General features: G+C 71.9%; 24 protein-coding genes and 2 riboswitches. Of the genes, 9 read left to right on the top strand and 15 right to left on the bottom strand.

Annotation, left to right across the window (positions count from 1 at the left end):
• Positions 1-40: 40 nt before the first annotated feature.
• From BMY97_RS05215 to BMY97_RS05195, 5 genes are read right to left on the bottom strand one after another with little or no spacing between them, the layout of a single operon-like run.
• A complete protein-coding gene (locus BMY97_RS05215; protein WP_143086125.1) occupies positions 41-241 on the bottom strand; it encodes a hypothetical protein in 201 nt (66 codons plus the stop codon).
• A 40-nt stretch (positions 242-281) separates the two neighbouring features.
• On the bottom strand, positions 282-1,034 hold the full coding sequence (locus BMY97_RS05210) for an ESX secretion-associated protein EspG (protein ID WP_091613299.1): 753 nt from the start codon (positions 1,032-1,034) through the stop codon (positions 282-284).
• A gap of 3 nt (positions 1,035-1,037) precedes the next feature.
• Positions 1,038-2,273 carry a hypothetical protein gene (locus BMY97_RS05205; RefSeq protein ID WP_091613297.1) on the bottom strand — a complete coding sequence of 412 codons (1,236 nt, stop codon included), beginning with the start codon at positions 2,271-2,273 and terminating at the stop codon, positions 1,038-1,040.
• On the bottom strand, positions 2,274-2,894 hold the full coding sequence (locus BMY97_RS05200) for a DUF3558 domain-containing protein (RefSeq protein ID WP_245787166.1): 621 nt from the start codon (positions 2,892-2,894) through the stop codon (positions 2,274-2,276).
• Positions 2,891-3,289: a hypothetical protein gene (locus BMY97_RS05195; protein ID WP_091613294.1), complete on the bottom strand. Its 399-nt coding sequence runs from the start codon at positions 3,287-3,289 to the stop codon at positions 2,891-2,893. Before BMY97_RS05195 ends, BMY97_RS05200 begins: the two co-directional genes overlap by 4 nt.
• 193 nt (positions 3,290-3,482) lie before the next feature.
• On the opposite strand from BMY97_RS05195, the gene BMY97_RS05190 reads away from it, so the two are divergent.
• The 6 genes from BMY97_RS05190 (at position 3,483) to BMY97_RS05165 (ending at position 8,968) form a co-directional block, all read left to right on the top strand.
• Complete coding sequence (locus tag BMY97_RS05190; protein WP_091613291.1) at positions 3,483-4,070, top strand: TetR/AcrR family transcriptional regulator; 588 nt, start codon at positions 3,483-3,485, stop codon at positions 4,068-4,070.
• 44 nt (positions 4,071-4,114) lie between these two features.
• Complete coding sequence (locus BMY97_RS05185; RefSeq protein WP_091613288.1) at positions 4,115-4,681, top strand: TIGR03086 family metal-binding protein; 567 nt, start codon at positions 4,115-4,117, stop codon at positions 4,679-4,681.
• 201 nt (positions 4,682-4,882) lie between these two features.
• On the top strand, positions 4,883-6,247 hold the full coding sequence (locus tag BMY97_RS05180; RefSeq protein ID WP_091613285.1) for a hemolysin family protein: 1,365 nt from the start codon (positions 4,883-4,885) through the stop codon (positions 6,245-6,247).
• The gene (locus BMY97_RS05175) at positions 6,244-7,287 is read left to right on the top strand and encodes a hemolysin family protein (RefSeq protein ID WP_091613282.1); all 1,044 of its coding nucleotides are present in this window, start codon (positions 6,244-6,246) and stop codon (positions 7,285-7,287) included. Before BMY97_RS05180 ends, BMY97_RS05175 begins: the two co-directional genes overlap by 4 nt.
• The gene (locus BMY97_RS05170; protein WP_091613279.1) at positions 7,284-8,165 is read left to right on the top strand and encodes a 3-methyladenine DNA glycosylase; all 882 of its coding nucleotides are present in this window, start codon (positions 7,284-7,286) and stop codon (positions 8,163-8,165) included. Before BMY97_RS05175 ends, BMY97_RS05170 begins: the two co-directional genes overlap by 4 nt.
• A 116-nt stretch (positions 8,166-8,281) precedes the next feature.
• On the top strand, positions 8,282-8,968 hold the full coding sequence (locus tag BMY97_RS05165; RefSeq protein ID WP_177231195.1) for a substrate-binding domain-containing protein: 687 nt from the start codon (positions 8,282-8,284) through the stop codon (positions 8,966-8,968).
• Positions 8,969-9,036: 68 nt separating this feature from the next.
• On the opposite strand, the gene BMY97_RS05160 is transcribed toward BMY97_RS05165, so the two are convergent.
• Together BMY97_RS05160 and BMY97_RS05155 are read right to left on the bottom strand one after the other, a co-directional pair.
• Complete coding sequence (locus BMY97_RS05160) at positions 9,037-9,861, bottom strand: aldo/keto reductase (protein WP_091613276.1); 825 nt, start codon at positions 9,859-9,861, stop codon at positions 9,037-9,039.
• Positions 9,862-10,081: 220 nt separating this feature from the next.
• Positions 10,082-10,897: a helix-turn-helix domain-containing protein gene (locus tag BMY97_RS05155; protein ID WP_425425238.1), complete on the bottom strand. Its 816-nt coding sequence runs from the start codon at positions 10,895-10,897 to the stop codon at positions 10,082-10,084.
• Between the two features lie 177 nt (positions 10,898-11,074).
• Between BMY97_RS05155 and BMY97_RS05150 the strand changes: the two genes are divergently transcribed.
• Positions 11,075-11,437 carry a nuclear transport factor 2 family protein gene (locus tag BMY97_RS05150; protein ID WP_091613273.1) on the top strand — a complete coding sequence of 121 codons (363 nt, stop codon included), beginning with the start codon at positions 11,075-11,077 and terminating at the stop codon, positions 11,435-11,437.
• A gap of 233 nt (positions 11,438-11,670) precedes the next feature.
• Positions 11,671-11,780, bottom strand: a riboswitch (glycine riboswitch).
• Between the two features lie 4 nt (positions 11,781-11,784).
• Positions 11,785-11,885: riboswitch (glycine riboswitch) on the bottom strand.
• A 42-nt stretch (positions 11,886-11,927) separates the two neighbouring features.
• Here the strand turns inward: BMY97_RS05150 and BMY97_RS05145 are convergent.
• Entirely contained in the window at positions 11,928-12,509 is a 582-nt protein-coding gene (locus tag BMY97_RS05145) for a MerR family transcriptional regulator (RefSeq protein WP_091613270.1), read from the bottom strand.
• A 256-nt stretch (positions 12,510-12,765) separates the two neighbouring features.
• Between BMY97_RS05145 and BMY97_RS05140 the strand changes: the two genes are divergently transcribed.
• Positions 12,766-13,407 (top strand): TetR/AcrR family transcriptional regulator, encoded by a 642-nt coding sequence (locus BMY97_RS05140; RefSeq protein ID WP_091613267.1) that lies wholly within the window; start codon positions 12,766-12,768, stop codon positions 13,405-13,407.
• 61 nt (positions 13,408-13,468) lie between these two features.
• On the opposite strand, the gene BMY97_RS05135 is transcribed toward BMY97_RS05140, so the two are convergent.
• From BMY97_RS05135 to BMY97_RS05110, 6 genes are all read right to left on the bottom strand, one after another.
• Positions 13,469-13,942, bottom strand: a complete 474-nt coding sequence (locus BMY97_RS05135) for a bifunctional nuclease family protein (RefSeq protein ID WP_091613264.1) — start codon at positions 13,940-13,942, stop codon at positions 13,469-13,471.
• 219 nt (positions 13,943-14,161) lie between these two features.
• A complete protein-coding gene (gene ftsR / locus BMY97_RS05130) occupies positions 14,162-14,923 on the bottom strand; it encodes a transcriptional regulator FtsR (RefSeq protein WP_177231193.1) in 762 nt (253 codons plus the stop codon).
• A complete protein-coding gene (gene garA / locus BMY97_RS05125; protein WP_091613262.1) occupies positions 14,920-15,387 on the bottom strand; it encodes a glycogen accumulation regulator GarA in 468 nt (155 codons plus the stop codon). Before garA ends, ftsR begins: the two co-directional genes overlap by 4 nt.
• A gap of 134 nt (positions 15,388-15,521) precedes the next feature.
• A complete protein-coding gene (gene gcvH / locus BMY97_RS05120) occupies positions 15,522-15,905 on the bottom strand; it encodes a glycine cleavage system protein GcvH (RefSeq protein WP_091613260.1) in 384 nt (127 codons plus the stop codon).
• A 44-nt stretch (positions 15,906-15,949) separates the two neighbouring features.
• Positions 15,950-16,543: a cardiolipin synthase ClsA gene (gene clsA, locus BMY97_RS05115; protein ID WP_091613257.1), complete on the bottom strand. Its 594-nt coding sequence runs from the start codon at positions 16,541-16,543 to the stop codon at positions 15,950-15,952.
• Between the two features lie 671 nt (positions 16,544-17,214).
• On the bottom strand, positions 17,215-17,436 hold the full coding sequence (locus BMY97_RS05110) for a hypothetical protein (RefSeq protein ID WP_091613254.1): 222 nt from the start codon (positions 17,434-17,436) through the stop codon (positions 17,215-17,217).
• A 316-nt stretch (positions 17,437-17,752) separates the two neighbouring features.
• Here BMY97_RS05110 and BMY97_RS48200 point away from each other — a divergent pair, with 316 nt between their 5' ends.
• Complete coding sequence (locus BMY97_RS48200; protein ID WP_245787165.1) at positions 17,753-18,256, top strand: hypothetical protein; 504 nt, start codon at positions 17,753-17,755, stop codon at positions 18,254-18,256.
• Positions 18,257-18,263: 7 nt separating this feature from the next.
• Here the strand turns inward: BMY97_RS48200 and BMY97_RS05100 are convergent, their stop codons facing one another.
• Positions 18,264-19,970 (bottom strand): AMP-binding protein, encoded by a 1,707-nt coding sequence (locus BMY97_RS05100; protein ID WP_091613251.1) that lies wholly within the window; start codon positions 19,968-19,970, stop codon positions 18,264-18,266.
• Positions 19,971-20,004 lie beyond the last annotated feature (34 nt).

Here is a 20,004-nt window from a genome sequence, read left to right as displayed (position 1 = left end):
GCTGTTACAACTCGGCGGGCCCGCCGTTTTTCCGTACTGCTCAGCTGTCCGCTTGGTGTGCCACCAGCTCGGCCAGCCGGTCCAGGCCGTCGGCGGCCTCACGCAGCTCGCGCGCGGCCTCGGCGACACCGCTGAAGTCGCCGCTGCGCTGCGCCTCGGCGAGCTGGACGGCGACCTTGTTGACTTCGAAGATCGACAGGTTGAGCAGGGCAGCGGGCTGGGAACTCTCGGCGGCGTCCACGACGAGCACTCTATCCGTTTCCGCGGCGCGCGCAGGCCGCTCAGCCGGCCAGGCCGGCCGCCAGCTCCCGCAGGGCGCGGCACAGCTCGGCCGGACCGGCGGGGCCGAGGTGGATCACCGCGTCCGCGCCCTCGCCGGCGGTGTAGCTCAGGTAGCGGCCCCAGTCCGTGTCGGCGTAGTGCAGCGGCTCCTCCAGGTGGACGTACCGGCCGAGTTCGTCGCGACGGCCGGCGTACAGCTCACCGCTGCCGTGGACCGGCCGCTGCACCAGGCTGACGACGTCGGCCAGCGCCGGGTCCAGCGGGTACGCGTCCTCGCCGCGGCGGGCAGCGTCGTCGAGGTCGGAAACCCTTACCGTGCGCGGGTTCCCGCCGCCCGCGACCGCCGCGGGCAACTGCTCGACGAGGGTCTCCACCAGCCGTTGCCGGTCGATCTCCTGGACGCCGACGTGCTCGCCGTCGGACACCGCGAGCACCGCCTGCAGGCCGCTCGCGGCGGCCAGGACGCCGTACGTGGTGTCGCCGACGCCCACCCAGCCGTAGTACTCCAGCGACGGCTTGACGAGCAGCGGCAGCCAGTCGAGGAAGTCGACGGTGGCGCGGCCCCGGCCGTCGACCAGCCCGGCCACCGCCAGCGCGTCGTCGACCCGTTTGGCCGCCTCGTCGTGCTCGGTGTCGGAGAACCAGACCGGCTCCGGGCGCAGGGTCACGTGCAGCCGGCCGACCTGCTCACGCTCGGCCAGCGCCGCCAGCGCCTCGATCGGAACGTCGACCCGTCCCGCCACCGCGGTCACCGCCTACTCTCCGATGACCGGCGGGCTGGTCCGCTGGTCGGTGCCGAAAATCGCGTCCGGGTCCGCTTCGACGAGATAGTCCGGGCGCTGGTGCTCCTCGTCTTCGCCGCCTTCACCGCGGCGCCCGCCCGCGCCCATCGGACCACCCGCTGCCCCGGCGCGGCCCTGCGCCGCCCGGGCCGCCGCGGCATCCTGCGCCGCGGCACCGCCCATTCCGCCGACGCCCGAACGCGAGCCCACGCCACGCTCGGCGATGCCACCCGCCCCGCCACGACCGCCGAGGCCACCTTCGGGATCGGTTACGCCGGAAGGATTCTGGCCACCCGGGCCGCCGGGCACGAACACGGCCGAGCCGCCGGGCCCGTTCGCCCGGCCGCCGCCCGCGTCCACGCCGGGTGCGGGCGGGGTGACCAGGGACGGGCCGGACTTGCTGCCCTGCGACGTCGTGGTGTCGCCGGTCGTGCCGCCGCCCGCGGCACCCGTTGTGCCACCGCCCGCGCTGCCCGTCGTGCCGCCGCCGGTCGGGCCGTGGTGCCCGCCGCCGGGCGCGCTGCCGGGCACCGTGTGGCCGCCCGATCCCCCGCCGGGCACCACGCTGCCGCCCGCGGGAGTCGCGCCCTGGCCGCTGCCGCCTCCGGTCCGCGCCGGCTTCCCCGTGGCGGGCGGGCCGACGTGCCCGGGCGGCACCGGCGTCTTGAGCGAGATCGCGGCGCCGTCGGGCTCGAGCGTGCCGTACACGGTCGGCAGCACGGACTTCGTGCTGGTGGTGACGCCGTTGTACTGGTCCATCACGCGGACGTTGGTCTCGTTCGCGGTGTTGTACCGGTTGAGGCTGTCCTGATAGGACTTCTCGTCGCCGGCCGCCATGAAGGGCCCGGCGATCGGGATGGCCGCCTTCAGCCCGGTCGTCCACGGGTTCGGCTTGTCGGGCTTGGGCGGCACCTCGACCACGGAGTGGCTGGAGTTCTCGAAGCTGCTGGCCTGCATGTCCACCGACGCCGTGGTCATGTCGAGCGGGTCGGCCGTGTCGTGGAACGCCAGCTCCAGCGGCCCCGCCCCGGCCTTCGCGGCGTCCGCGGCGCCGCCGGTCCAGGATTTCGCCATCCGGTCCTGCAGGTCGCGGATGCCCTGCGCGCGTTCCAGGTAGGCGGCCGAAAGCTGCTGCACCTGCGTGGCCGCGCTGCGCAGGCCCGCGGTGTCGCCGTTTCTGAAGTTCTCGTAGATCTGCTTGCCGTCCACCTAAGCCCCCTTGAGCGTGCTGACCACCGCGGCCGCGACCGTCCCCGCGGCCTGGCAGGAATCCTGTTGCCCCTGGTACCCCTGCGCGGACACGGAGAACACGAGATCGTCGGCGATGCCCACGTCCAGGCTGCAGTCACCGCTCGCACGCCGGTCCCGCAGGTCCGTGTACACGGCGGGGTAGCCCGCCACGTCGGGCGCCGGTGCCAGGAACCCGACCTGGCCCGAGGCCTTGCCCGCGTACAGCCCGGCGAGCCCGCCGATGCCCCGGTCGCGGTTGCCGGTGAGCAGCCCCACCTGGACGCTCAGCCCTGCCGCCCCGGCGATCCAGGCACAGTAGGGCCCCGCGGCGGTGTCCCCTGCAGAGCCGGTGTGCGCCTGGCCGGGTGCCGTGTAGTCCAAAGAGGACAGCACCGACGACGGGACCGTCTCGCAAGGCTTGGCCGTGTAGGCGGAGACGTCCAGCGGAGCCGGGACCTTGGGCACGTTCGGGTCGGCCGGCGCGGACGAGGACGGGCCGGGCTCCGCCGTGCCGCCCGTCGTGCCGGAGCAGGCAGACGCACAGAGCGCGGCCAGGACAACGGCTGCCGTCCCGGAAACCCGCCGCACCAGCGCAGTCACTGGGCGCGGCCGAACGATTCGGAGCCGGCCTGGTCGGCCGCGACCGTCTTGTCCTTGGCCGCCTGGAGCTTCTTGATGTAGCCCTGCACGTACACCTTCATCGAGTCGTTCTGCTGCTGGAGCGCGGCCAGCGAATCGAGGCCGGTGGTGGTGTAGCCGCCGCTCGCCGGGTCCTGGCCCGGTGGCTTCATCGCGTCCGAGATGGCTTTGATCGTGACCCCGTCGGCGGTGATCTTCTCCAGCTGGTCCTGCCACAGCCCGATGACCGAGGCCAGCTCGGCCGCGTCCATCTCGAACCGCCCGCCGCCCCCGCTCGACCCGCCGTACACCGGGCCCCCGGGCAGGACGTCGCCGAAGACCGCCTGTGCCGCCCGGCCCGCTTCGCCGATGATCAAGGCCGTTCCTTTCCCCAGTCTCACTCACCGTGATGTGCACAGAGTAGTCACGGCTTCAGCCCGTGTCAGCAGTACACGCGCACTGCACAGCGGCTGTGGGACGGCGGGGAGCGCGGATCGGTTCCGGCGACTCCACGTCACAGTACGTACGTACGGATTGCGAGAACCCTGTCTCGGATGTCAGGATTTCAGGATGCCACGGGTCAGCCAGGATCACCTCGACGCACGCCGGCGCCAGATCCTTGACGGCTCGCGCGTCTGCTTCGCCCGCTACGGGTACGAGGGTGCCACAGTACGCCGCCTCGAAGAAGCGACGGGGCTCTCCCGCGGCGCCATCTTCCACCACTTCCGCGACAAGGAGTCGCTCTTCCTCGCCCTCGCGGAGGACGACGCCGTGCGGATGGCCGACGTCGTCGCGGAGCAGGGCCTGGTGCAGGTGATGCGCGAGCTGCTGGCCGGCGACAGCGAGCACCCCGCCGACTGGCTCGGCACCAGGCTGGAGGTCTCGCGGCGGCTGCGCACCGATCCCGAGTTCCGCGCGCGCTGGGCCGAGCGCTCCGAGCAGCTGACCGTCGCGACCCGCGAGCGGCTCAAGCGCCAGCGCGAAGCCGGCAACCTGCGCGACGACGTCGACGTGGACGTGCTCACCGCGTTCCTCGAGCTGGTCCTCGAAGGCCTGGTCTCGCACCTGGCCATGGGCCTGCCCGGCGACGACCTCGGCCCGGTGCTGGACCTGGTCGAGGAGACCGTCCGGCGGCACCGGCCCGGCGCCACCCGATAGGTTCCCCGCGCTGCGCCGCCCGCGCCTTCGTGTTGAATGTGCCCGTGGACCTCCTCGACGCACACGGCCGGGCCCTCGACGTGTTCGATCGCGCCGTCCGCGAGACCGGCCCCGGCGACTGGCGCCGCGGCACCCCCTGCACCGAGTGGTCCGCCCGCGACCTGGTCAACCACCTCGTCGCCGAGCAGCTGTGGGTCCCGCACCTGCTCGCGGGCGCGACGCTGGACGAGGTCGGCGACCAGTACGAGGGCGACGTGCTCGGCGACGACCCGCTGGCCGCCTGGGAGCAGGCTTCGGCAGCCGCCCGTGCGGCGTGGCTGTCCCCCGGCGCCGTCCAGCGCACGGTGCACGTCTCGTTCGGCCTGATCCCGGCCGAGGACTACGGCTGGCAGATGACGCTCGACCTCGCCGTGCACGGCTGGGACCTGGCCACCGCGCTCGGCGCGCCCAACCCCGTGCCGGGCGAGCTGGCGGCGCGGCTGCTGGACATGCTGCGCCCCATGGTCGAGGAGTGGCAGGGGCTCGGCGTGTTCGACCCGCCGGTGGCCGTGAGCCGGACCGCGAGCGCGCCCACCCGCCTCGTCGCGCTCCTCGGGCGCCATCCGCGCTGAGCCGCCCGACACACCACGGTCGCCCCCGCCCGGCGTGGGGAACACGTTAAGATTGTCGGCATCGTCGCAGTACAAGCCGATTTCCTCGCAAGGAGTGACTCCATACGTGCGCGCTGCGCAGTCGCCCGGTGACAGTACCGGGCCGGGTGAGCAACCCGGCTTCCCGATAGCCGTTCCCCCCGCCACGAAGGGCGGCGCGGCATGATCCACGCCCTGCTTTCCGTCCTCGGCGTGCTCCTGTTCCTCCTGCTGACCGCCGGCACCGGCCTGGCCGTGGCGGCGGAGTTCTCGCTCACCGCGCTGGAGCGCAGCACGGTCGACGCCGACGTCCGCCAGACCGGCGACCGCCGCTCGCTGGCGGTGCAGAAGGCCCACCGCACCCTGAGCTTCCAGCTCTCCGGCGCCCAGGTGGCGATCACGCTGACCACGCTGATCACCGGTTACCTGGCCGAGCCGCTGATCGGCGACCTGGTCCGGCCGCTGTTCGGCGGCCTGTCCGACGCGGTCGCCGAAGGCGTTTCCATCGCCGTCGCGCTGGTCGTGGCGACCTTCCTCTCGATGATCCTCGGCGAGATGGTGCCGAAGAACCTCGCCATCGCGCGCCCGCTGGCCACGGCCCGCGCGGTGACCGGCTACCACTCGCGGTTCTCCGCGCTGTTCCGCTGGCTGATCACGCTGATGAACAACAGCGCCAACTTCCTGGTGCGCAAGTTCGGCGTCGAGCCGCAGGAGGAGCTGCGCTCGGCGCGCTCGCCGCAGGAGCTGGGCTCGATCGTGCGCTCCAGCGCCGAAAGCGGCACGCTCGACACCTCCACCGCGGAGCTGCTGGACCGCTCGCTGCGCTTCGGCGAGCGCACCGCGGAGGAGCTGATGACCCCGCGTGTGCAGGTCGAATCACTGACCGTGGACGACACCGTGGACGACCTCATCGAGATCTCGCGCCGCACCGGCTTCTCGCGATTCCCCGTGTACACCGAGGATCTCGACGACGTCCAGGGCGCCGTGCACATCAAGCAGGCCTTCGCCATCACCGCCGAGGAGCGGGCGACGATGCGGATCGGCTCGGCCATGCGGCCGGTGCCGACCGTGCCCGAATCCCTGTCCGGCGACGCGCTGCTGAACCGCCTGCGCGACTCGCGCTACCAGCTCGCCATCGTCGTCGACGAGTACGGCGGCACGGCCGGGCTGGTCACGCTCGAGGACGTGGTCGAGGAGATCATCGGCGACGTCCGCGACGAGCACGACGAGGGCGAGGCCCCGGCTTCGCAGCAGCTCGGCACCGACAGCTGGCTGGTCTCCGGCCAGCTGCGGGCCGACGAGGTCACCGACGTCACCGGCTTCCGGATGCCCGACGGCGACTACGAGACCATCGCCGGCCTGGTGCTGGAACGGCTCGGCCGCATCCCCGCCGAGGGTGACGCCGCCGAGGTCGACGGCTGGCTGCTCACCGTCACCAGCATGGACCGGCACCGGATCGCCGAGGTCCAGGTGCGGCCGGTGGACCGGCCCGACGGGGCACAGGCCGACGCGCAGCCGACCGCCGCGGGACGGGGGGTGCCGGCGTGAACGACTGGCTGAACATCGCGCTCGTCGCGGTCCTCCTGCTCACCAACGCGTTCTTCGTCGGCGCCGAGTTCACCCTGATCTCCTCGCGGCGGGACCGGCTGGAAGCGTTGCTGGAGCAGGGAAAGACCCGCGCGCAGATCGTCATCAACGCGAGCAAGCACGTTTCGCGGATGCTCGCGGGCGCCCAGCTCGGCATCACCATCTGCTCGCTGCTGCTGGGCCGCCTCGGCGAGCCCGCGGTCGCGCACCAGCTGTCCGGGCTGTTCGACCTGCTGGGCCTGCCCGAGCAGCTGCTGCACCCGATCTCGTTCGCCATCGCGCTGGCCTTCATCACGATGCTGCACGTGCTGATCGGCGAGATGGTGCCGAAGAACCTCGCCATCGCCGAGCCCGAGCGGCTCGCGCTGTGGCTGGTGCCGGTGCACGTGGGCTGGGTGAAGCTGGCGAGCCCGATCATCTGGTTCCTCAACTTCGTCTCGAACTCGCTGCTGCGGGCGGTGAAGGTGGAGCCGAAGGACGAGCTGGAGACCGCGTACACCTCCGACGAGCTGGCGGAGCTGCTGAGCGAGTCCCGCCGCGAGGGGCTGCTGGACCAGTCGGAGCACCAGCGGCTTTCGCAGACGCTGTCGTCGGTCGAGAAGACCGTCGCCGACGTGCTGGTGCCCACCGCCGAGCTGACCACCCTCCCTTGTGGACCGACGCTCGGCGACGTCGAGCGCGCGGTGTCCTCCACCGGGTTCTCACGGTTCCCGGTGTGCACCGAAGACGGCACGCTCACCGGCTACATCCACGTGAAGGACGTGCTCGACCTGGTGGGCCAGAACCCGGCCACGTACGTGCCGGATTCGAAGACGCGCCCGCTCACCGAGCTGTCCTCCGACGCGCGGCTGGACGTCGCGCTTTCGGCCATGCGCAAGGAAGGCAGCCACCTGGCCCGGGCACTGGACGCCGCGGGCAGGGCGGTCGGCGTGGTCGCGCTGGAGGACCTGGTCGAGGAGTACGTGGGGACCGTGCGCGACGGCACGCACGTGACGGCATGACCGGGCCGGTCGTGCTCGCCGAACCCGAGTGGCTGGCCCGCGAAAGCGCGCACGCCGAGCGGATGCGGGCCTGGACCGGGCCGCACCAGGAGCGCCGCGCCCGCGGCGAGAAGCACCCGGTGCTGGACTTCCTGTTCACCTACTACTCGCACCGGCCCGGGCACGTGGAGCGCTGGCAGCCGGGCCCGGGCGTCGTGCTCGCCGGCCCGGCCGCCCGGCGGTTCCTCGAACGGCCGGCCTTCACCGAGACCGCCGACGGCGTGGCGCTCGACCCGGCCGCGTTCACCGGGCGGCGGGCGAAGACCGCGGAGTTCGTGCTGGGCCTGCTCTCCGCGACAGCCTCACGCGCACCGCGGCTGAGCTGCTTCGGGCTGCACGAGTGGGCCATGGTCTACCGCGAGCCCGCGGACTCGGTGCGGCACGCGCAGGTGCCGCTGCGGCTGGGCTCGGCGGGCACCGACACGGTCGTCGAATCGCTGGACATCCGGTGCGGGCACTACGACGCGTTCCGCTTCTTCACCGATCCCGCGCGGCCGCGCAACGGGCTGGCGCCCAGCCGCGAGAACCAGGTCGAGCTGGAGCAGCCGGGCTGCCTGCACGCGAACATGGACCTGTTCAAGTGGGCGTACAAGCTGGACCCGTTCGTGCCCGCCGAGCTGGTCGGCGACTGCTTCGAGCTGGCCGCCGAAGTGCGGGCGCTGGACATGCGCGCGAGCCCGTACGACCTCGCCGCGTATGGTTACCCCGCGGTCCGCATCGAGACGGCCGAGGGACGGGCGGAGTACGCCCGGTCCCAGGCCGCGTTCGCGCGCCGGGCCGAGCCGCTGCGCGCACGGCTGATCGCCCTGTGCCGGCACCTGCTGGGCCGTGAGAGCTGAGCTGTACCACGAAAGCCACGCTCGGTAACGATATTCACGCAGGGTCGCTGGCCTGTTAGAGTGATAACGATGTGATTGCGTAGCTGTGCGTGTGCGCACATACCGAAAGGACAACGATGGGGCGACACAGCCTGGCCGAGGAGCCGGTGCCGCACCCTCTCGACCCCCCGAAACCCCAGCAGGGGCGCAGTGAGACGACCGGCTCGCACCGGATCGTCGCCAAGAAGGCCCCCCGCCGCCGGATCGCCGGCTGGCCGATCGCCGTGGCCGGGCTGGTGGTCCTCATCGTGCTCGGCGTGTTCGGCTGGAACTGGGCCGACAGCGTGCTGAACAACCGCGCGGAGGCCCAGGCGGCGAGCTGCACCGGCGGCCGGTCGCAGATCCGGATCGTGGTGGCCCCGCAGATCACCACGCCGGTGCAGGCCGCCGCGGCGCGCTGGAACTCCGACCTCACCGTGGTGCACGGCAGCTGCGTGCAGGTCACCGTCGAGACCAAGGACTCGGCCGACGTGCTGAGCGCGCTCACCGGGCGGGCCTCGCTCGACAGCATCGGCGGGCTGCCGGACGGCTGGATCCCCGAGTCCTCGAGCTGGTCCGGTCAGCTCTCCAGCGCCAAGCCGGACATGATCGGGTCGCCGCCGATGACCATCGGCTCGTTCCCGCCCGCCGACTACCCGTTCGTCGGGCTGGCGGGCGCGTCGATCGACGACACCCAGCAGCGCGGCACGCAGAGCTTCCGCGCGTTCCTCAAGGAACCCGCCCAGCGCGCCGACTTCGCGGCCGCGGGCATCCGGCCGTACTGAGCCCCGGATCGTAGGAGAAGCGCCGGTTCCCTTCGCGGGAGCCGGCGCTTCTCTTGTGCCAAGGGCGTTCAGCCCACGGTATCCGGGTCCAGCCCGGTGCGCGTGCCATTGTCCAGTTCGGACAGTGCGGCGAGATCGTCGTCCGCCAGCTCGAAGTCGAACACGTCGAAGTTCTCCCGGATCCGCGAGGGCGTGGCGGACTTCGGGATCGCGATCGTGCCCAGCTGGAGGTGCCAGCGCAGCACCAGCTGGGCGGGCGTCTTGCCGTACTTGGCCGCCAGCGCGGTGATCACGCCCTCGCCGAGCAGCCGGCCGCGGGCCAGCGGGGCCCAGGCCTCGGTCGCGATGCCGTGCTCGGCGTGGAACGCGCGCAGCTCCGTCTGCTGGAGCCACGGGTGCAGCTCGACCTGGTTCACCGCCGGGACGACGCCGGTCTCGTCGAGCAGCCGGCGCAGGTGCGTCACCCCGAAGTTGGACACGCCGATCGCGCGCACGCGCTCCTCGCGCTGCAGCTCCCCCAGCGCCCGCCAGGTCTCGACGTAACGGTCCAGCCGCGGCTGCGGCCAGTGGATCAGGTACAGGTCGAGCTGCCCGAGCCCGAGCGCGTCGGCGCTGCGGTCGAACGCGCGCAGCGCCCGGTCGCGCCCGTGGTCGGTGTTCCACAGCTTGGTGGTGACGAAGAACTCCTCGCGCGGCACGCCGGAGTCCCTGATCGCGGCGCCGACCTCCGCCTCGTTGCCGTACAGCGTGGCGGTGTCGATGCTGCGGTACCCGACCTGGATGGCCGTGGCGATCACCTTCCCGGCCTGGTCGGCGTCCACCTTGTAGACGCCGAAGCCGAGCTGCGGGACGGTCACCGCGTTGTTCAGGGTGAGCAGGGGCGGCATGGCCATGGAGGCGGATCCTCACTGCGGTTTCCTGGACTGTCGCCGCCAATCCTGCCATCGCTCGCCCGGGCTCACCATCGCATCGGGCGGCTGGGGTGTCCGCTTCGCCCGCGGCCAGGCCGATGACGAGGGTGGACGGGGCCTGCATTCTCGCTCGGGAAACCGTCGAAGCCGCGCACGCCGCAGACCGACACCCTCACCGCGCCACCGAAGCTTTCTGCTGACCTCAGCCCGCCGCCCGCTCCTGCAGGTAGGCCGCCGTCGCTGGGTCGGCCGGGTAGAACGACTCGATCACCAGCTCGGCCACGGTGACGTCGAGCGGGGTGCCGAAGGTTGCCACCGTGCTGAAGAACGTCAGTTCGGTGCCCTGGTGGCGGTAGCGCAGCGGCACGAAGATGTCGCCGGGACCGGGCAGTTCGACCTCCGGCACCGGCTGGTCGCACGGGTAGCCGCGCAGTTCGGCCAGCAGCTCGGCGAGGCCGGCGTCGGCGGTCGCCTCGACCTGGCGGCGCAGGCGGCCCAGCAGGTGAGCCCGCCACTCCCCCAGGTTCAGCACGTTCGGCGCCATGCCGTCCGGGTGCAGGGTGACGCGCAGGACGTTCACCGGCGGCGTGAGCAGCTCGGGCGCGATGCCGTCGACGAGCACCTGCAGGCTCGCGTTCGCGTCGACGAGGTTCCAGGCCCGGTCGACGACGGCGGCCGGATACGGTTCGTGCCCGGTGAGCAGCAGGCGCACCGCCTCCCGGACGGCCTTCAGCTCCGGCGCGGCCAGCTCGCTTTCGCCGTACGCGGGCGCGTACCCGGCCGCCAGCAGGAGCTGGTTGCGCTCCCGCAGCGGCACGTCGAGGTGCTCGCCGAGGCGCAGCACCATCTCTCGGCTCGGCCGGGACCGGCCGGTTTCCACGAAGCTCAGGTGCCGGGTCGAGATGTCCGCGGAGATCGCCAGGTCGAGCTGGCTGATCCGCCGCCGGTCGCGCCATTCGCGCAGCAGCACGCCGACCGCGCTGCGCGCCGGGGCCTTCACCGAAGTCGTCACCCCCAGGACGCTACGGCCAACGGCGAACCGGGGCCATTACCTTTCGGGTAATCGCCCGGCGGCCGGAATCCGCGCCGTCGGCGTTACCTCTCGCGTAATCGACCCGATGCCGCGCTCCCGGCAGTCTTGGCGTCGACGAGGACAGCGAACCCGTTGTCCCCCAGGAGGAACAGGAGCAGCACAGTGTCCGATGTGCACAACACGGTCGAGCAGTACATCGCCGTCTGGAACGAGACCGACGCCGAGCGCCGGAAGGCCCTCATCGCGGAGCTGTTCACCCCGGAGGCGACCTACACCGACCCGCTGGGCGCGGTCCGCGGCCACGACGGGATCGACGGCTTCATCGCCGGCGCGCAGGCGCAGTTCGCGGGCCTGTCCTTCCGGCTGCCCGCGGCCCCGGACGCCCACCACGATCTGGCGCGGTTCCAGTGGTACCTCAGCGCCCCGGGGGTGACCGAGCCGGTCGCGATCGGCTTCGACGTGGTGGAGCTGGACGGCGGCCGGATCACCAAGGTGCACGGGTTCCTGGACCGGGTCCCCGGCTGAACCGGGCCGTTTCCCGGCGGTGGGCCCGGATCCCGCGGGCCCGCCGCCCGGCTCACGAGGTCCGGACCACCCGGCGATGGGCCATCCGGTCCAGACCACGCGGCGCCGTTTGGTCCAGACCTCGAGCGGCCACCTGGTCCGGACCATCTCGCGCTACCGGATCGGCCGGCGCGAAAACCCGTGCAGAACAAGAAAACCCGGCGAGCCGAACGGCTCGAGCCGGGTCCTCCCCGCTCTGTCCGTACCCCCGAGGGGGCGCCTGAGAGTTTCACCCGCGTGGTGAGCCGGGCTTGCACCGTCGGCGGGATCGGCGGGTGGTCACCTGCCGATCCGCTTTCCAGAGGCGTCTGGTCCGCGCGGTCCGGGGTGCCTGAGAGGTTCCGGGGAGGAGTTGCTCCTTCGGCGCCGAGCTCGTGGATGCCGGCTCGGTCTCTCCCGCGCGGGTTCGTCGACCGCGCTCGCTACTTTACCCCCGGCCCGCGGCCGGTGATCAACCGGTGCGACGGGCGTTGCGGCGCTGGGTGAGCTCGTCCGGCTCGACCGATTCGACGACCCCGCCGTCGGCCCGCTCGGCCTGGAACTCGTGGATCGTGCCGCTGATCTCCTGCATGGCGCCGCTGACCGCGATGCCGAACACCCCTTGCCCGCCCTGGAGCAGGTCGACGATCTCCTCCGGCGAGGTGCACTCGTACACCGTGGTGCCGTCGGAGAACAGGGTCACGCGCGCGAGGTCGCGCACGCCGCGCACCCGCAGGTGCTCGACCGCGACGCGGATGTTCTGCAGCGAGACCCCGGTGTCCAGCAGCCGCTTGACCACCTTCAGCACCAGGATGTCCTTGAACGAGTACAGCCGCTGCGAGCCCGAGCCGTGCGCGGTCCGGATGCTCGGGGCCACCAGTTTCGTCCGGGCCCAGTAATCGAGCTGCCGGTAGGTGATCCCGGCGATCTGGCACGCGGCGGGACCGCGGTAGCCGACCAGCTCGTCCGGCAACGAGGCGTCGGGGAACAGCTCGCCCTGCTCGCCGTCGGCGGCACGAACAGGCGGCCTCTCCGGACTACCAGCCTCGACCACGCAAGCCTCCCCTCGCCCGACCTGGCGGCCGGCGAATGACAGCCGGTCGAGCCCAGAGCGGGATCGGCCGGGGAGAACCGCCACGATCGCGCCCCAGTCAGCGAATCACATCGTGGCGATTTACCGCCTTTGACGGTAAGCCCGCACCGCGGGGCGGTCAACGCGACGCGCGGCGGACCTCAAGCCCGTCTTGAGCCTTTGGTCCGTTCGCCGTACGGATTTGGGCGGATTTACTCGACTGTGTTACTTTTTACTCATGCAAGTAAATTTCGACACGCAAGCCGAACTGGGGCTGAGCGTCACGGAGGCGACGACCCGGGCGCAGATCATCGGCGCCACCATCGCGACGATCGCCGACCTCGGGTACCGCCGGACCACGTTCTCGAAGATCAAGGAGCGCGCGGGCCTGAGCAGCACGCGGATGATCTCCTACCACTTCACGAACAAGGCGGGCCTGATGCAGGCCGTGCTGAGCACGGTGTCCGAGACCAAGGCGATGTTCCTGCAGCAGCGCAGCGCCGGGCTCGACCCCGGCGACCGGCCGGGCAACCTCCGGGCGCACGTCGAGACGTCGGTGGCGTTCCTGCGCGACTATCCCGAGTGCGTCCGGGTACTGGTGGAGTTCGCCGCCAACGCCGACGACGCGGACGGCTGGGCGATGACCTCGGTGCTGGTCACCGAGCTGCGCGTCGGCGCTGTGCACCGGCAGCTCAAGCAGGGTCAGGCGGAGGGGGCGTTCGGCGAGTTCGCGCCGGAGGTGATGGCGATGTCGATCGCCCAGGCCATCGACGGCGTGGCGGCGGCGTACTCGGCGGACCCGGCGACCGACCTCGACCGGTACGGCCGGGAGCTCGCGGACCTGTTCGAGCGGGCGACCGCGCCGTCGGAAAAGAACTGACACCGGCGCAGCACCGAGGTGGCGAACGCGTCCGCGGTCCGGCCGCGTTCGCCCTCGTGGCTCAGGTGTCGGCGCCGCGGAAGTCTTCCGGGGACACGGAGTCGAGGAACTCGCGGAACTTCTCGACCTCGTCCTCCTGCTCGTCCGGGATGATCAGGCCGGCCTCTTCCAGCACCGCGTCCACGGCGTGGATGGGCACGCCGATCCGCAGCGCCAGCGCGACCGAGTCGCTCGGGCGGGCCGAGACCCGGATGTCGCCGTCGAAGACGAGCTCGGCGAAGAAGGTGCCTTCCTTCAGGTCGGTGATCACGACCTGCTCCAGCTCGCGGCCGAGCGCCCCGATGACCTCTTTGAGCAGGTCGTGGGTCAGCGGCCGGGCGGGACGGACTCCCTGTTGCTCCAAGGCGATCGCGGTGGCTTCGACCGAGCCGATCCAGATCGGCAGGTACCGCTCGCCGTCGGTCTCCCGCAGCAACAAGATCGGCTGATTCGCGGGCAGCTCCACCCGCACGCCCACGACGCGCATCTCGCTCATCGGGCTTCGCCTCCCTCTCATGCGCACGGGCCGCAGCGCTTGACGACGTATTCGCGCCGATGGTTCCGACGCTACCCGTCCTCCGGGCGCTGTGCTCGCTAGTGGCGGACTTTCTCGGTTCGCGGCGCCGCAAACCGTTCCCTCACGGTACGGCATACGGGCGCGAACATTCAGTCATTGACATTCGAAGTGAAAGGGGATTGTGGCGGGAAAACCGGTTCAGCCCCCGGTGACGCCCCGGATCCCGGCTTTGACGAGCAGCGTGTGCAGCGTCACCGACAGCGCCGCCAGCTCCCGGACGACTTCGTCGGCCCGGTCCTTGGCGCCGGTGTCACGGTGGCGATACACGGGCGTCACAATCTGTTCCAGCAAACCGACTTCGCGGTCGGCCGCGGCGCGGAAGGCCCGCAGATGCCTCGGCTCGATACCGAATTCGGTCATCGCCTTCACGGTGCGCGCGACCTGCACCGCGTCCGGATCGAAGAAGCCGGCCGCGCCGGGCCGGACCAGGCCGTACTGCTGCAGTTCGGCCAGCGTCGCGGCGTCGATGCCGGCTTGCGCCAGCAGCTCTTCCCGGGTCAGCCGGACCTCGCGGCCGGTCTCGAAGTCCGACGGCCCCGGGAGGCCGCCGTTCTCCCCCGGCGCTTCCAGCGGGACCAGCTTCCGCGGCAGCCGCGGCGTGACCGCAGCGGGCTCCAGGCCGGAGTCCGCCGCGTCCAGTTGTTCCTTGATGACCTTGAGCGGGAGGTAGTGGTCCCGCTGCGCGGACAGCACGAAGCGGAGGCGCTCCACGTCCGCCACGGCGAACTGCCGGTACCCCGAGGCGGTCCGGCCCGGCTGGACCAGGCCTTCCGCCTCGAGGAACCGGATCTTGGAGATGGTGACATCGGGGAAGTCGCCGCGCAGCTGCGCCAGCACCGCCCCGATGCTCAACCCGTCGCGCCGGGCCTCCGAACGACCGGGCTGCCCGGCCGCCGTCACTGTGCCCCCTGGCCCCCGTGGCCCGGGCCGGTCAGGAAGACCAGGCGGAACTTCCCGATCTGCACCTCGTCGCCACCGGCCAGCACGGCCTGGTCGACCGGCTCCCGGTTGACGTAGGTGCCGTTCAGGCTGCCGACGTCGATCACCACGAACTCGCCGCCCTCACGCCGGAACTCGGCGTGCCGGCGGGAGACGGTGACGTCGTCGAGGAAGATGTCGCTGTCCGGGTGCCGCCCGGCGCTGGTGGTGTCCCGGTCGAGCAGGAAGCGCGAACCCGCGTTGGGGCCGCGCTTCACCACCAGAAGCGCGGAACCCGGCGGCAGGGCGTCGACGCCCTGGACCGGTGCCTCGGCTGCCGGGGCGGACTCGTGGCCTTCGACGTCGGCCAGGAAGTCGGCCCGGAAGACAGAGGTCCGCTCCGGAGACTGCTCCGGGGGAACGCCGGGCCCGTCGTTCGTGCTCACCTGAGCTCTCCTCTACACAAGATAAAACCATTGACCAAGAACGTGTGGCTGCCAACGTACCGTGCCTGATCGGTTCCGGACCCTGCGGCTCCCCCTTCCGCGGGCGCACGCCCCGGGCCAGGTGCGGACCGGGCTCAGCCGGCGATGAGCGCCTGGTAGGCCTCGGCTTCGAGCAGGGCCTCGAGCCCCGCGCCCTCGTCGAGCCGGATCTCCACGAGCCAGCCTTCGCCGTACGGGTCGGAGTTGATCAGCTCGGGGGACTCCGCGACCGCGTCGTTCACCGCGACGATCTCGCCGTCCACGGGCGCGAACAGCTCGGAGACGCTCTTGGTCGACTCCACCTCGCCGAACACGTCGCCGGTGCCGACCTGCCGGCCCACTTCGGGCAGGTCGACGAACACGACGTCGCCGAGCTGGTCCTGCGCGTACTCGGTGATGCCCACCCGGACCACGGAGCCCGCGCGCGCGGCGACCCACTCGTGTTCCTCGGTGTAGCGGAGTTCTTCCGGAGTGGACAAGGCCGCTCCCCTTCCTCGTGCCGTCAGCTACGCGCAGTCTTCCATCACCGGGGGCGCAGCGCGCGCACGACCTGCACGACGTAGAGCACCCCGGACCAGAGGTAGAGCACCCCGCCCCAGATGGTGAACGCGTACGCGATCGGCCGGGCGACCGCGGCCAGGTCCGAGCCGCCCTGGGTGAGCAGCAGGAAGGGGAAGGCGTACATCAGCACGAAGGTCGCGCCCTTGCCGATGTAGGTGACCTCGGGCGGGGCGAAGCCGCGGCGGCGCAGCACCAGCACGCACACGGCGAGGACCAGCTCGCGCAGCACCAGCGGCACCACCACCCACCACGGGATGATCCCGCGCAGCAGGAAGGCGACGAGCGTCGCGAGGATGTACAGCCGGTCCGCGGCCGGGTCGAGCAGCTGCCCGAGCCGCGACATCTGGTCGAGCCAGCGGGCGAGCTTGCCGTCGAGCCAGTCGGTCAGCGCGGAGAAGACGAGCACCGCCAGCGCCCAGCCGTCCTCCTTCGGGCCGAGCAGCAGCCACAGGAAGACGGGCACGCCGGCCAGCCGCAGCAGGGACAGCATGTTGGGGACGTTGAACGCCTGCCGCAGCAGGGAAGGCTCCGTCTTGGGCTCGGGGACCGTGGTCACGCGCCCAGCCTAGAGGGGCGGCCGGGCGGGGGAACCGATGGTCACGCGACCGGGCGTGGCGGCCTGGGCTGGTGCGGGCGTGGCGAGGGGAACGGCTTTGGCAGGATGGTCAGGTGGCCGGACAGGGAGTGACCCGAGTGGCGGTGCGGGCACACGGGGACTGCGCAGCCTTCGCGAACCGATGGGCACGCCGCCGGGCACGGAGCAGCCCGGTGACGCCGGAGTGACGGGGCAGGCACACGGAGACCGCGCGGCCTTCGCAAAGCGATGGGCACGCCGCCAGGCACGGAGCAGCCCGGTGACGCCGGAGTGACGGGGCAGGCACACGGAGACCGCGCGGCCTTCGCGAACCGATGGTCACGCGGCCAGGCTGCGGGCCTCGATGGCGCCGCGACCCGGCCGCGGGGACTTCACCGGGCCTGGGGCCGAGACCGGCAGGCGGGCATCCGGGGGCGAGGTCCGGGGAACGTCGGCCGGTCCGGGCCTGAAGCCGGTCGCCTCAGGTGATCCGGGCGGGTCCGGGGGCGCCGGTCGCTCCGGGGCTGAAGCCGGGTGGCCTCAGGTGATCCGGGCGGGTCAGGCGATCCGGGCGGGCCAAGTCCGGAGGCGCCCGCCGTTTCCGGGCTGAAGCACGGTGGCCTCGGGTGATCCGGGGCCGGATCCCGGGGATCTCAGCAGGCGCGGCGGCGGCTGTGGGTCCAGCCGCGGCGTTGGACTTCGGCGCTGCTCAGGGCTTCGGGGCGGCCTCGGTAGTCGGTGCCGACCCAGCGGGCTCGGCCGGGGCGGCCCTCGAGGACGTACGGGCGGCCGTCGCACCAGACGACGCTGCACGGGACGGTCGGCGGGGTGGCTGGCGGCGGGGCGCTGGGCTCGCTGGTTGCTGAGGTAGTCATCGCTCTCTGGGTTCGGGACGGTGGGTTTCGGGGACGAAGAACGCTTCGGGCGTTCACCTTGTTCTTCGGCGACCGGAGCGCGCGCGTTAACCGCTGCGGCCCTGATTCGTCCGATCGATTCGGGATGACCGCCCGGTGTTTCACTGTGTAAACACGAGATTAATCGTCCACAGTGGACATAGATCCCGCGCGACAGGCGCGGCGGGACCACTCGCCCGGCGGTATCTTCGCCCTCCCGCGCCGGGTGTCGGTGCGCGTCGTGCGTGCTCGCGGGGGTGAGAATGGCCCGGACGACCCCTTGCCGAAAGGACCGCCGGTGCCCCAGTCGCAGACCGTGTGGCGGCCGCTGCTCGCGGCGTGGCTCCTGTTGCCGGCGCTGGCCGCCTGTTCGGGTGAGCCCTCGCCCCGGTCCTCGCCACCGCCCGTGCCCGCGCCGGTGACGACGTCCTCCGCGGCTCCGTCATCCAAGGCCGCTCCCCCGCCGCTGCCGGACACCGCGAAGCCGTCCTCGAGCGCGCCGAAGAAGCCGGCCGCCCCGGCCAAGGCCCCCGGCGCCTGCGGCACGGTGACCGCCGCCAGCGGGCTGACCCTCAACGTGTTCGACAGCCAGGCCGGCGGCGTGCCCTGCGCCGAGGCGATGCGCCTGGTGAAGGAGTTCCACGCGAAGATCGCCGGCCGTCAGGGCTCGGGGTCGAACGACGCAGTGAACGACACCGTCGAGGGCTGGCTGTGCACCTCCGGCCCGCCCGCCGCCCAGGGCGGCACCACCTGCGGCAAGGGCGAGCAGACGGTGTTCGCCGCCGTCGTCCCGTCCGAATAGCGCCCGCTCAGGACTTCAAGTCCGGGAAGTCCTCCTCGCGGAACTCGCCCTCGGGCCGGGTGTCGGCGTGCTCGCGGCCGCGCAGTTCGACACGGCGGATCTTGCCGGAGATCGTCTTCGGCAGTTCCGCGAACTCCAGCCGGCGGATCCGCTTGTACGGCGCCAGGTGCTCGCGTGCGTACGCCAGCACGGCCTTCGCGGTGTTTGCCGAAGGCTCGTGGCCGGCGGCGAGCACGACGTACGCCTTGGGCACGTTGAGCCGGATCGCGTCCGGGGCCGGCACGACGGCGGCCTCGGCGACGGCCTCGTGCTCCAGCAGCACGCTCTCCAGCTCGAACGGCGAGATCCGGTAGTCCGAGGCCTTGAACACGTCGTCGGTGCGGCCGACGTAGGTGATGTAGCCGCGTTCGTCGACCGAGCCGACGTCGCCGGTGTGGTAGTAGCCGCCGGCGAAGGCCTCCGCGGTCCGCTCGTCGTCGCCGGTGTAGCCGGTCATCAGCCCGACCGGCCGGTGCGCCAGGTCCAGGCAGATCTCGCCCTCGGCCGCGCGCTCGCCGGTGACCGGGTCGACCAGCGCGACGGCGAACCCGGGCAGCGGGCGGCCCATCGAGCCCGGCACGACGTCCTGGCCGGGGGTGTTGGCGATCTGGACGCTGCTCTCGGTCTGGCCGAAGCCGTCCCGGATGGTGACGCCCCAGGCCAGCTCGACCTGCTCGATCACCTCGGGGTTCAGCGGCTCCCCCGCGCCGACGACCTTCTTCGGCGGGGTCCGCAGCGCGCTCAGGTCGGCCTGGATCAGCATCCGCCAGACCGTGGGCGGCGCGCAGAAGCTGGTCACGCCGCAGCGGTCCATCTGCGCCATCAGGGCCGGCGCGTCGAACCGGTTGTAGTTGTACAGGAACACCGTGGCCTCGGCGTTCCACGGCGCGAACACGTTGCTCCAGGCGTGTTTCGCCCAGCCCGGCGAGGAGATGTTGAGGTGGACGTCGCCCGGCTCGAGGCCGATCCAGTACATTGTGGACAGATGGCCGACCGGGTACGACACCTGCGTGTGCTGCACCAGCTTCGGCTTCGCCGTGGTGCCGGAGGTGAAGTACAGCAGCAGCGGGTCGCCCGCCGGGGTGACGCCGTCCGGGGTGAATTCCGCGGGCTCGGCGTAGGCCGTGGAGTACGAGTGCCAGCCCGCCACCGGCTCGCCGACGGCGATGCGCGTGTAGCCGCCCGCGACGCCGTCGAACTTCGCCGTGTCGGCGGCACGGATCACGACGTGCTTGGCCTGGCCGCGCTCGACGCGGTCGGTGAGGTCGGCCGGGCCGAGCAGGGTCGACGCCGGGATGACCACCGCGCCCAGCTTGATCGCCGCGAGGATCGTCTCCCACAGCTCGCCCTGGTTGCCCAGCATCAGGATCAGCCGGTCGCCGCGCGTCACGCCGAGGCGGCGCAGCCAGTTCGCGACCCGGTTCGAGCGCGCGGCCATCTCCGGGTACGTCCACCGGTTCTCGGTGCCGTCCTCCTCGACGATCCACAGCGCGTACCGCTCGGCGTTCGCCGGGTCGCGGGCCACCACGTCGAACCAGTCGAGCGCCCAGTTGAACTCGGTCAGCTCGGGCCAGGCGAACTCGCGGACCGCGGTGTCGTAGTCCTCGCGGTGCGCCTGCAGGTAGTCCCGTGCCGCGCGGAACGCCTGATAGCTCTCCGAAGCGCCATTGCTCACGTCGTACTCCCTCGTCCTCGCGGGTCGAACCCCG

The organism is Amycolatopsis saalfeldensis, assembly GCF_900110575.1.
Taxonomy (GTDB): Bacteria; Actinomycetota; Actinomycetes; order Mycobacteriales; family Pseudonocardiaceae; genus Amycolatopsis; species Amycolatopsis saalfeldensis.
Note: the sequence above shows the minus strand (reverse complement) of the source record. Positions and strands in the feature narration are given on the sequence as shown.

Coding starts and splice junctions, on each gene's coding strand:
- BMY97_RS05180 (WP_091613285.1), top strand. CDS start 4,883: ATGATCCACGCCCTGCTTTCCGTCCTCGGCGTGCTCCTGTTCCTCCTG.
- BMY97_RS05165 (WP_177231195.1), top strand. CDS start 8,282: ATGGGGCGACACAGCCTGGCCGAGGAGCCGGTGCCGCACCCTCTCGAC.
- BMY97_RS05110 (WP_091613254.1), bottom strand. CDS start 17,436: ATGACTACCTCAGCAACCAGCGAGCCCAGCGCCCCGCCGCCAGCCACC.
- BMY97_RS05160 (WP_091613276.1), bottom strand. CDS start 9,861: ATGGCCATGCCGCCCCTGCTCACCCTGAACAACGCGGTGACCGTCCCG.
- BMY97_RS05140 (WP_091613267.1), top strand. CDS start 12,766: ATGCAAGTAAATTTCGACACGCAAGCCGAACTGGGGCTGAGCGTCACG.
- BMY97_RS05135 (WP_091613264.1), bottom strand. CDS start 13,942: ATGAGCGAGATGCGCGTCGTGGGCGTGCGGGTGGAGCTGCCCGCGAAT.
- BMY97_RS05190 (WP_091613291.1), top strand. CDS start 3,483: ATGCCACGGGTCAGCCAGGATCACCTCGACGCACGCCGGCGCCAGATC.
- BMY97_RS05170 (WP_091613279.1), top strand. CDS start 7,284: ATGACCGGGCCGGTCGTGCTCGCCGAACCCGAGTGGCTGGCCCGCGAA.